Consider the following 11686-nt stretch of genomic DNA (forward strand, 5'->3'; position numbering starts at 1 on the left):
GCATCGTTCAATATATAGTCTGAGCTGCATATATGGTCTGGCTGCCAAGTTGGCCACTTGCTTATGGCCGGGCTGCTGAATGGGGGATGATTTCATGCTGTTGAAAACGACAGTCCCGTTGTTGGCATTTTTGTCGCTGGTCGGTGTGGCATGCGCGGCAACTTCTTCCGATTCAGTCACACCCCCGTCAAATTCCGCTACTGCAAAGCCGGTTACGCTGACCGATCAAGGCCAATCGTACGTGCTGAGCAATGGCTATTGCTCGGCCGTGATATCCAAGCACTCCGGCGATCTGACCTCGCTCAAATATAAAGATTACGAGTTGATGGGTTACGACTCGGGCCACCATGCCGGCTATTGGGAACAGGCGCCGGCCAGTCCCGTGGCCACGGTCACAATTGATCCGGCCACCAACCACGGCGAGCGGGCCGAAATTTCCATCAAGGGAACTGCCACCGGCGGCGTCGGCGGCGGCACGGCCAATGTGCAAATGGAAGTGCGCTACACGATGGGGCAAAACGACAGCGGCTTGTATACCTACGCCATTTTCAGCCATGACGCCAAGGCGCCGGCCGGCTCGATTGGCGAATCGCGCTACGGCGTGAAGCTGCCCAACATGTTCGATTGGCTTTCGATCGACGACAAGCGCAACCGGCTTATGCCCACCGCCGCCGATTGGTCGGCCGGCACGCAACTGAACATGAAGGAAGTTCGCCGCCTGACCACGGGCACGTACAAAGGAGAAGCGGAGCACAAATACGATTACTCCGCCTATCAATTCAAAATTCCCGCGTTCGGTTGGTCGAGCACGAAAAACCACATTGGGTTGTACTTCATTAACCCCTCGGTCGAGTTTCTTTCCGGCGGCGCCACCAAGTACGAGCTGACTGGCCATCTAGATGCTAATCCAGGCGGCGCTCCCACGCTGTTGGATTATTGGCGCGGCACGCATTACGGCGGCAGCAATTGCCGCATTCCGGCCGGCGAAGAATGGAGCAAAGTGGTGGGCCCGATCATGATTTATTTGAACTCCCAAGACACGCCGCAAGAAATGTTTGATGACGCGCGGTCGCAGGCCAAGCTGGAAGCCCAAGCATGGCCCTACGATTGGGTGCAAGGAGTCGATTATCCGCACCGCGACCAGCGTGGATCCGTCAGTGGGCAAATCGTGCTGAACGATCCGCAAGCTGCTTCCAAAAAATTGCCGAATTTGCTGGTCGGCCTGGCGTTTCCCGACCAAAAGCCCATAGCCTCCGCGTCGACAAGTAGCGCAGCCCCGCCCAGCGCGCCGGCGAGCGCCACACCCAGTGGAAATACTCCCGAGGGTTCGCCCAGCAGTGGCGGCAGTCAAAGCGATGGCGGAAGCGGCGGAAATGGCGGAAGCGGCAATGTTGGCGGCGGAAATGGCCGTGGAGGCAATGGCGGCGGTGGTGGCTTTGGCGGCAGTGCAAATGGTAACAGCGGCAATGTTGGCGGCGGAAATGGCGGCGGTGGCGGCAATGGCGGCGGGGGCGGGGGCGGTGGTTTTGGTCGCGGCTTTGGTCGTGGGCCGATTGTCAACGATTGGCAAAACGACGCCAAGCATTACGAATTTTGGGTCCAGGGAGATGAAAATGGACACTTCACCATTCCCAATGTTCGCCCCGGCACGTATCAGTTGCACGCCATCGCCGACGGAGTGCTGGGCGAGTTTTCGCAGCAGCCCATCGAAGTGAAGGCCGGCGACAAACTCGATTTGGGCAAGCTCCAGTGGCAGCCGGTGCGCTACGGCAAGCAGTTGTGGGAAATTGGCATTCCCAATCGGCAAGGCTCGGAGTTCTTCAAAGGGGACGATTATTTCCACTGGGGTTGGTACGTGGAGTACGCCAAGCTGTTCCCCAACGATGTGCACTACGATGTGGGTACGTCTGACTACCACAAAGATTGGTTCTTCGAACAGGTGCCGCACGACACCAGCGACAATGACGCCACTGCCAGTGGCCGCGGCCGGGCTACGCCCTGGACGATTACCTTCAAATTGCCTCACGAGCTGCGCGGCAAGGCTACGCTGCGCTTGGCCATTTGCGGAGCCGGCGCCCGAACCATTGACGTGACGATGAACGATAAAGCGGCCGGCACCGTCAATGCGCCGTTTTATAACGCCACGATCAACCGCGACGGCATTGGCGGCTACTGGTCGGAGCGCGATTTAACGTTTGATGCCGGGCTGATGCGCGCCGGCAAAAACACGCTGGTGCTGACCATTCCCCCCGGCGGGCTCACCAGCGGAATTATTTACGATTACCTGCGGCTGGAATTGGCCGAAGATTCCACCGTCGCAGAAAAGCCGCAGTAGCGGACGAATTGAACCGTTGCTTCAATAGGCGGCGAATCCCTTCGCCGCAAAGATGGACCCAAGGGGTGCGCGTCGAGAGAAGGGTCCATCCTCTAAGTCGGCATGAGGGACACCGACGCTGCCGCTTCAATTTCGGCTCAATTTTTCCCGTGCCAATCAACTATCGAGCGTCGCAAAATGGGCATCGACTAAATCGCTGGAGAGCGAAACGCCCAGGCCGGCATCGACCGACGCCGCCACGGAGCAAGCGGTGCCATCTCCACCGGTTTGATCGAGGCTGATCGGCTGCAGTCCGGAATCGCTGTCGCTGGCCAAATTGTTGGTGTTTGACGATTGACTCAACGTCTGCGGCGCGCTGGCGGCGCCGTTATCGTCAGCTATGAAGAACGAATCGATGGCAGCAATTGCGGCATTGCCTTGCCCGGAGCCGATTGCATCGCCAGAACCCTCAGTCGTGGCTGCAGACCCGCTCGCAGCCGCCACTTGCCCGCCAGCTGGCACATCGAACCCGAAGAAGAAGCCGCCGAAACCAAAGCCGCTGAAGCCGCCAAAACCGCCGAAGCCAAATCCACGATGGCCGGTGGTTGTCACCGGGGAAGCCACGGTGAACTTCGTGGAGCCGCCGTAAGCAACCAAATCGCGAATCACGCTGCTGGCAATGGGCGAGCCCAATCCAGACGCCAAATCGTACCCAGTGCCGGCCGAGAAGCCATTGGAGCCGGAAGTGATGTCGTGGAAATCGCTCTTGGAAAGGGTGTACAGCACATCTTGCACATTGGCCAGCGAGCCTTTGCCGGCTGCCGCACGGCCTTGATCGGCAATGGCTACCAGCGCGGCCCATTGCGGCGCGCCGGCGCTGGTGCCGCCGAATTCTGCCCAGCCACCACTGCCGTAGCTGTCGTACACCGCCACACCGCTGTTGGGATTGGCATCGTACGAAACATCTGGCGTTCCGCGATCGGTAATTCCCAGCCCGGTTTGATAACTGGGCAATCCTTCGTAACGACTGGCGCCGCCGCCGCCGTCGGACCAGACGCTTTCGCTGGAATACGTGTTCGTCGAGGTCAGCCGCAACGTCGATCCGCCCACGCTAATGACATCGGGCGAAGATGACGGATATTCCGCCCCGCCTCCTTCATCGCCGGCGGCCACGGTAAACGATACGCCTTTTCCTGTGGGGGCAGTAAAGTGAACATCTTCCGAGGCTTCGCCGTTGTACTCGCTGCCGCCCCAACTGTTCGACACCACCACCACGCCGGAAGCGTTGCGGGCGTAATCTTCCGCTTTGTCCAAATCGGTTGTATTGGCCGAGCTGGCTTCCACCAGCAAAATGTTCGCGCCCGGCGCAATGGCGTGGGCCCACTCCACGTCGAGTGCTATTTCGCTGGCCCAGCCGCGATTGTTCGAGGGCAGGCTGGCGCCGCCGCTTTCGTTGACGACTTTAAAGCTCGCGGGCGCCGACAAGCCAAATTGACTGTCAAACGTGGCCAAGTCGGCGGCAATGTTCGGATCGTTGTAGGCATCGACAATGGCAATGGTCTCTCCTGCTCCGGTGCCGGCCACCGTGGTGCTGCCGCTGGTGAAGGTGATGCCGTTGAAGGAATAGGCCGCTTTGATTTGCGCCGGCGTGAAGCCGCGGATGCTCGACGTAGTGGCATCGGGCACCACAATTAAATTGGGCGTGACCAGGTCGCTGGAGGTCGATGCACTTAGCACTTGGCGCACTTCCAGCATTTCGATTTTCAACTTGCGTCCAAACCGGAGCGACGATTTCATAGGGGTCCTATGGTTGTGCTTCAAAAGGTGAAGGCGGACGGTTTACGGGAACCATCCGCCATGGGAATTTCAAAATTGGGATCCAACTCTCTTAACGAAAATTCAATTTACCTTCTTCGCGCCAAAATTCTACTGACAAACGCCAGCGAGCTGCTGGTTGTGCTGGAAGGCGCGCTAAATGTGCCGTTGATTGTTGTACTGGTGGTTGTGCTGGTAATTGTAATGTTGGTCGGTGAAGTAATACCGGAGGGCAACTGGCCCACGTTCGACGTTTTGGGATTGGACGACAAAATCAATTTCCCATTCCCATTGGCGTCGGTGGTGATTGAGCCGACCGAGGTTCCGTCGATGGAGACAGCGAACGTCGTGCTGACATCGACGCCGGTTAAATGCACGCGCAAAATTTCATCCGACGTGCCATCGGAATGGGTAATGGTTGTAAATATCGCTTTGCCGTCGGTGGCACTAGTGCTGGAATCGGTAAGCGTGGTTGTTAGCCGGCTAACGGTTGCGTCGTGGCCTGAGCAGCCGCCATGGTCGCCATCGCCGCCGAAGCCGCTGCCTTCACCAATTAAACCGGTGGAGGTGGCGAACGTTCCGTTCAATGGATCAACGGTGGTATCGGTCGAAGCGAGGTTAATTGCCGCTCCTGCCGCCAGGGTGAAACCGGCGGGAAGTGTGCCGGTGGTGGTATCGCCGCCACACTTGGAGCTCGAATTTGCTGCGACCGCAGAGCTTGTCGTCGTACCGGTCGATGACGAAGTGTTTAAGACCAAGCGGCCATCCCCGTCGGCATCGGTGTTAAGCGTTCCCACATCGTCGCCGCCGATTGTCACGGCATAGCTGGCGCTGGCTGCCGCGCCGACGACAGAAATGATCAGCGTTTCCTTGGTGGTATCGCCGTTGGTGTCGGTTTCAAACGAGGCCGTGCCCACTATTTCGCCGGAGCTATTGGTAAGCGTGGCGGCCAGGAAGCTGGCAGTGGTGGCAGCAGCCGAGCCCCCCGTGACTTTCGTCGAAGTCGCCGCCACCGACGAGGTATGTGTATTCGCCACTAGCATATTATGAGCCAGTGATGAAAGCACGGAACTGGCCGAACTGGAGCCACATAGCAACGCCCGTGGTTCCAGGTTTTCGACGAGTAACGGGCGGCGAATATTTGATTTTCGCGTCATTATCTTTTTGCTCCCAATCACCGCCCCTGGTTTTGAATTTGTGTTTGAGAATTTACGGCGGCTGCGCAAATCAACTTGAATCGTGCCGAATCCCAAACGGCTGGCGGGTTTAAGACCATTCAATGCGTTACGTTCGGTGCGGCAAAAAAGATCGGATAAATTGCACGGGTGTACAATAATTCCGCGTCGGGCAATGCATTGCGGCAGTCAATCTAGCCGTAAGGCGTGCTTGCATCTATCATTAGAAACGCACCGAGCTCAAATTAGCGCGCGCTAAAAATTCGAAAAAATTATCCGCAACCGCCTGAGCCAGAATTGGCCCGATTTTGCCCACGAAATGATTGACTTTCAGGCAAGAAAACAAATACACTGGAAACAGTTAGGATGTGGAACTGCTGTGCGGAAGCCAATCCTGCCCTCTAGGCTTTATTCCGTTCATCCCGCCGCTTTTTCTTGTAAGGAATATTCTTATGCGGAGTTCTCGTGGCCGTGGTGCTTCTCGCCATGCGCGGTTTCGGACATTCGGCGTGCGGCCTTTTGAACGGCTTGAATCTCGCTCCGTTTTGAGTGCCATGCCGCTGGCCGCCATGCATATGCCTCCCATGGCTTCGGGCAGCGAAGGAGGTCACGGCCCAATGGTCGGCGCACTGCAGAGGTTTGGCGGTAATTCGTATTCTGAGCAAACGCTGATTTCGGAACTCGGCCCCATGGCGGCCAGCTATTCCCGCGAAATGGGCCAAAACGGCTATGCCTTTTTTGAAGTGCCGGGAATGAACGCCGCCGGGCAACATGTAACGTATGGAGTGGTGTATGCCGAAACAACTCAAATAATTGTGGTGTACACGTTCACCCTCGACACTCCGCCGGCGCCGCAAGACCTGGTGACGCCCGCTTCCCGTGTCGAGCCGCCTCCGATCACAGCCAATATCAGACCAAGCGCGCCCTCCCCGTTCGACGCGGTCACCCATGCAGCCTCCACGACACCTGCTGATCAATTGCCGACCGCTGCAGCCGCCCATGTTGTGCCTCTGGACTTGACCACCTCCGTGATGAATGTTCATTCGTCGCTGCAAGGGCCAGGAGGCGCCGCGGCGGGCTCAACGAAGTCGCTCGTGTTCTCCAGCGTCGTTTCTGCCGCGCATTCCATTCCCGTGCTCGATGGCGCCGGCGCATTGGTGCAAGCTTTCGGCGGCGATCAATTGTCGGAAGTGGCCGCGGCAACGAACGCCGCTTCCACCGTCGTCCAGGCCGTGGCTCAAGCCGGCGGCGGACAGCGAGCCGATCAATCCAATGACTCGTTGAATTTCCAAGCCAAAGATTCCCCCGCCGATATGCCGCACAGCAAAGCCGCGCTGGTCGGCATTCCGTTGAACATGGGAAATATTGAACTGGCGCTGCACACGGTGATGGCCGAAATGGAATCGCTGGGAAAAGGCGTTACGCATTGGCTGGACGAAATGCACCTGACGCCCGTCATCGCGGCGGTGGCCGCGGCGACCCTTGGCGCGGGCGGCGCTTACTATTTGCGACGGCGAGGCGCGAAAGAAACCAAGCAGCCGGATGAAGAAGCCTCCTCCAGTTGGCTGTTCTCCCGGCTGCATGGCCATTCCGGTTGAACGATGAACGACTCTTTGGCTGGGCTGTTGACACGGTTGAACGCGGCCGATGAATTTGCCATGCGGCAAATGTTTATCGCCTTCGAGCCTTACATGCGGATGGTGGTGCATCGCCATATCGCCGGTTCGCTGCGCGCTAAATTCGATTCGGCCGACATCGTGCAATCGGTATGGGCCGATTTTGTCGATGGGCTGCAACATGCCAAATGGACCTTCCAAACGTTGGATCAATTGCGGGCGTTTTTGTTCAAGATGACTCGCAATCGATTCATCGATCGTCTGCGCAAGCACCGCGAGTCACTGCGGCGCGAAGTGGCGTTGCCGCAAGACAATATCGACGGCCTGGCGGCCGATCGCTGCCCGCGCGTCAGCGAAAACTTTTACGCCGACGAGCTGTGGCAGCAAATGGTGCAGGCCTGCCCGCCGGCGCATTACGAATTGCTTCAGCTCAAGCGACAAGGGGCCACGATCGCGGAAATTGCCCAGCGCACCCAACTGCACGAAGGGAGCGTGCGCCGGATTCTGTACGATATTGCCCGGCGTGTGGCCCGGTTGCGCCGTCAGCCTGCGTAGTAAACTTATCGTTGTACTGAAATCGTTCTCTGTGTGCCGCTGCCCAGTGGCAAGCGGCGTCCGTCATGAGCGTTTCTTCGCAATTTACTCCAGAAACGAAAGAATCGCACCCGTCCGTTCCCTATGTGGTGGAGCGTGTGGGGCAGGCGCCCTCGCGCGCCAGCGTTCTGGAAACCTTGCTGGCCAACACGCTGGATCAAATGGCGGCCCAGTGGCACGCCGGACAAGCTCGCACGGCGGAAGAATGGCTGGTCGATCGGCCGGAGCTGGCTGCCGATTCCGAAGCCGCGGTCCGCATCGTTTATGAGGAATTCTGCCTGCGGGAAGAACGCGGGGAAAGCGTGCAATCGGCGGAATATTATGGGCGGTTTCCCCAATGGCAAGATGCATTGGCCGTGGTGCTCGATTGCCATCATCTGCTGCGCGCGCCCACCGAATCCGTGCAATTTCCCAGCTCTGGCCAGCAGCTGGGGGACTTGCGCTTGATTGACGAATTGGGTCGTGGCGCGCTGGGGCGTGTGTTTTTGGCCGAGCAGCCCTCCCTTTCCGATCGCTTGCTGGTCGTCAAGCTGACCGCTCGCAACGGCCAAGAGCACTTGTCGCTGGCACGCCTGCAGCACACGAATATTGTGCCGCTGTATTTGGTGCACGATTTTCCCACCGAGAATTTGCGCGCCTTGTGCATGCCTTACTTGGGCGGCGCCACCTGGGCCAGCCTGTTGCAAAGCCTGCAAAAGCAACCGCTCGGCCGGCGCAGCGGCGAGCAAATTGTCCAGCAGTTGATCCAGCGGCAACGAAAAATTCCGGGCACGGCGGCCGGCGGCCCAGCGATTGGGTTTTTATCGCGCTCCACGTATGTCGATGCCGTCTGCTGGATCGGCGCGTGCCTGGCCGATGCGCTGTCTTATGCACATCAGCGGGGACTGGTGCATTTAGACATCAAGCCCTCGAATGTGCTACTGGCCGGAGATGGTCAGCCCATGTTGCTCGATTTTCATTTGGCCTGCGAAATCGAACGCTTGCAAAACAAAAATATGGATCGGCTGGGAGGCACGCCGGGCTACATGTCGCCGGAGCAGCGTGCCGCCGCCGAATGCGTGAAGCAACGCGTGCCAATTGGCCAGCCGCTCGATACGCGCTCCGATATTTATTCGCTCGGCGTGTTGTTGTACGAATCGCTGGCGGCCCAGCTCCTCCCGGAAAATCCCAACTTGGTGCGCCAGCAGTTGCGGCATGCTAATCCGCACGTCAGCCGAGGATTGGAAGATATCGTGTGCAAATGTCTGGCGACAACTCCGGCAGTCCGTTACTCCGATGCCAGCCAATTGGCCGCCGATTTGCGGTGCCATTTGGCTAGCCTGCCGCTGCGTGGCGTGGGGAACCACAGCTTGGTAGAACGCTGGCAAAAATGGCGACGCCGCAGGCCGCACTCCTTGTTGGTGCTAGCGATTAGCGCGGCAGTGGTCGCGGTGGTGAGTGGCGCACTTGCGCTGTATTACCGCGATCACATTCGGACCGCCGAGGCAGCCCTGCAACAATCGCAGGAAGAATTGGCGAACCACCAGTTCGGCCCCGCCATTGCGCATTCACAAGTCGCGTGGAACACGCTGCAATGGTTTCCCGGCCAGGCGGAATTGAAAAGCAAGCTGAAAGCGCAAATCGATGCGGCCAAACATGGGCAAGCGCTGGCAGCCCTGCACGATTTGGTCGATAAGCTGCGGTTCCTGGACGATGAGCCCGCCGGCAATCAGAAATTGAGCGCCGAACAGCTTGCGGAAATTGCCGCCGGCTGCCGCACCATTTGGGAAGGGCGCAACATGCTGGCTGCGCTTCCCAGCGATGGACCTACTTCCAACGATCCATGGGCCGATTTACTCGATTTAGCCATTTTGTCGGCCCGGCTTGATGTGCAACTGGCTCCGCCGGCCAAGGCCGATGCCGCCCGGCAGCAAGCCCTGCAAAAGCTGAACGAGGCCCGCACTTTGTGCGGCCCCTGCATTTTATTGGATTTGGCAGAGCGCGATTTTCGCGCTTCGGCCGCAGCGGATGCGGAGAAAACTTCCGCCGATTCGCTGCCGGTCGTCCGGAGTGCCTGGGAACACGACGGGTTGGGGCGCTGGCTGATGCATCACCGGGAATTCGATCCAGCGCGGCAGCAGTTTGCCGCCGCCATCGCCAAGCAGCCGGACGACTTCTGGGCGCATTTTCAACTGGCGCGCTGTAATTATGAACTTGGCCATTATGCCGATGCCTTATCGGCGGCCAATGTTTGCGTGGCCTTGGCGCCAAATCGGGCCGAGTGCTACTTCAATCGCGCCTTGTGCCAAGAGGCCCTGCATCACGAGGCAGAGGCATCTGTCGATTTCGATCGGGCGAGCCAACTTGATCCGGGCCTGTAAGCGGGACATGGGGACGGCCAAAAGGGGTTAGAACCGCATTAAGCCGCATCTCTCTACGGAAACCCCTTCCCAGACATAATTTAAACCCCAATGGGTACAGTTTTTGCAAAAAGGGTTCCTTTCACCCGCTTCTCAATTGATCGGCCTGGAGCGACTTTGATAAAAAGTTGTTGAACCGCAAGAGTTTCGGAGGCCGGATGCACTGGATCGCGCCGGACTCTGGAGGAGCGGAGATGGTTTGTAATTGACCAACCTGGCATAAAGCCAGCCAACGACGAGCTTTTGAGTTCTTTCGGTAAACAACGATTATGCCGATTTCGCTAGCGCGGAATACTCCCGCATTTTCGTGAGAAGCCTTCTTATTCCCGTAAAACCTTCATTGAGAGAAGGAATCTAACAATGTCACTGGTCGAAGAAGCTGTGGCTGATGGACTGAAAGTTAAGGGGAACGGTCAGCAGGCTCACGGCGCAAATGGAAACGGCGCCCACGTGGATGGGCAGGGAGTCGACCTGCAATCGCTCATTGGCGCCTTGGCGGCTTTGCGAAAGGGAGATTTTACGGTTCGCCTGCCCCGGGTATGGGACGGCATGGGGGGCAAAGTGGCCGATGTTTTCAACGACGTGATGGATCAATTGGAAGGCATGACCAACGAAGTCGACCGCATCAGCCGCGTGGTGGGCAAAGAGGGAAAAATCAAGCAGCGAGCCCGCTCAGCCGGCTTCACCGGATCGTGGGCCGGGACGATCGATTCGGTCAACGCGCTGGTGAGCGACTTGGTGCACCCCACCAGCGAAATGGCGCGCGTGATTGGCGCCGTGGCCAAGGGCGATCTCTCGAAATCCATGGCCTTAGACATTGATGGCCGGCCGCTGGAAGGAGAATTTTTGCGCACGGCCAAAACCGTGAACCGCATGGTCGATCAGCTCGGTTCGTTCGCTTCCGAAGTGACCCGCGTGGCCCGCGAAGTGGGCACCGACGGCAAACTCGGCGGACAAGCGGAAGTGAAAGGCGTGGCCGGCACCTGGAAAGACTTGACCGACAGCGTGAACAGCATGGCCGGCAACCTGACGGCCCAGGTGCGCAACATTGCCGAAGTAACCACAGCCGTGGCCAATGGCGACTTGTCGAAAAAAATCGCCGTCGACGTGCGCGGCGAATTTTTGGAATTGAAAGACACCATTAACACGATGGTCGATCAGCTCCGTTCGTTCGCTTCCGAAGTGACGCGCGTGGCCCGCGAAGTGGGCACCGAAGGAAAACTCGGCGGGCAAGCGCGCGTGGAAGGCGTTTCGGGAACGTGGAAAGATTTGACCGACAGCGTGAACTTCATGGCCGGCAACCTGACGGCCCAGGTGCGCAACATCGCAGCCGTGACCACTGCCGTGGCGACCGGCGACTTGTCGAAGAAAATTACGGTCGACGTGAAAGGCGAAATTCTGGAACTCAAAAACACCATCAACACGATGGTCGATCAGCTAAGTTCGTTCGCCGCAGAAGTGACCCGCGTGGCTCGTGAAGTGGGCACGGAAGGAAAACTCGGTGGTCAGGCGGAGGTGAAGGGCGTGTCGGGAACGTGGAAGGATTTGACCGACAACGTGAACTTCATGGCGGATCGCTTGACCAACCAGGTGCGCGGCATCGCCAAAGTCGTGACGGCGGTCGCGAACGGAAACCTCAAGCTGAAACTGACCGTGGACGCCAAGGGCGAAATCGCCGAGCTGTCCGACACGATCAACAGCATGATCGATACGCTGGCGACGTTCGCGGATCAGGTGACGACGGTGGCCCGCGAAGTGGGTGTGGAAGGAAAA

The 11686-nt window shown here is 58.4% G+C and carries 7 protein-coding genes; 5 read left to right on the forward strand and 2 right to left on the reverse strand.

Annotated elements, in window-relative coordinates; genetic code table 11:
- The first annotated feature begins 94 nt into the window (after positions 1-94).
- Positions 95-2335, forward strand: a complete 2241-nt coding sequence (locus tag VFE46_14540; protein ID HZZ29213.1) for a polysaccharide lyase family protein — start codon at positions 95-97, stop codon at positions 2333-2335.
- Between the two features lie 156 nt (positions 2336-2491).
- Here VFE46_14540 and VFE46_14545 read toward each other — a convergent pair whose 3' ends face one another.
- Complete coding sequence (locus VFE46_14545; protein ID HZZ29214.1) at positions 2492-4111, reverse strand: S53 family peptidase; 1620 nt, start codon at positions 4109-4111, stop codon at positions 2492-2494.
- A 107-nt stretch (positions 4112-4218) separates the two neighbouring features.
- Complete coding sequence (locus VFE46_14550; GenBank protein HZZ29215.1) at positions 4219-5286, reverse strand: hypothetical protein; 1068 nt, start codon at positions 5284-5286, stop codon at positions 4219-4221.
- A 470-nt stretch (positions 5287-5756) separates the two neighbouring features.
- On the opposite strand from VFE46_14550, the gene VFE46_14555 reads away from it, so the two are divergent.
- From VFE46_14555 to VFE46_14570, 4 genes are all read left to right on the forward strand, one after another.
- Complete coding sequence (locus VFE46_14555; protein HZZ29216.1) at positions 5757-6902, forward strand: hypothetical protein; 1146 nt, start codon at positions 5757-5759, stop codon at positions 6900-6902.
- A 3-nt stretch (positions 6903-6905) separates the two neighbouring features.
- Entirely contained in the window at positions 6906-7475 is a 570-nt protein-coding gene (locus VFE46_14560; protein ID HZZ29217.1) for an RNA polymerase sigma factor, read from the forward strand.
- A gap of 65 nt (positions 7476-7540) precedes the next feature.
- Positions 7541-9874: a protein kinase gene (locus VFE46_14565; GenBank protein HZZ29218.1), complete on the forward strand. Its 2334-nt coding sequence runs from the start codon at positions 7541-7543 to the stop codon at positions 9872-9874.
- A gap of 399 nt (positions 9875-10273) precedes the next feature.
- The coding region (locus VFE46_14570; GenBank protein HZZ29219.1) for a HAMP domain-containing protein at positions 10274-11686 on the forward strand (1413 nt) is incomplete at its 3' end.

The organism is Pirellulales bacterium, from assembly GCA_035656635.1.
Classification (GTDB): Bacteria; Planctomycetota; Planctomycetia; order Pirellulales; family JADZDJ01; genus DATJYL01.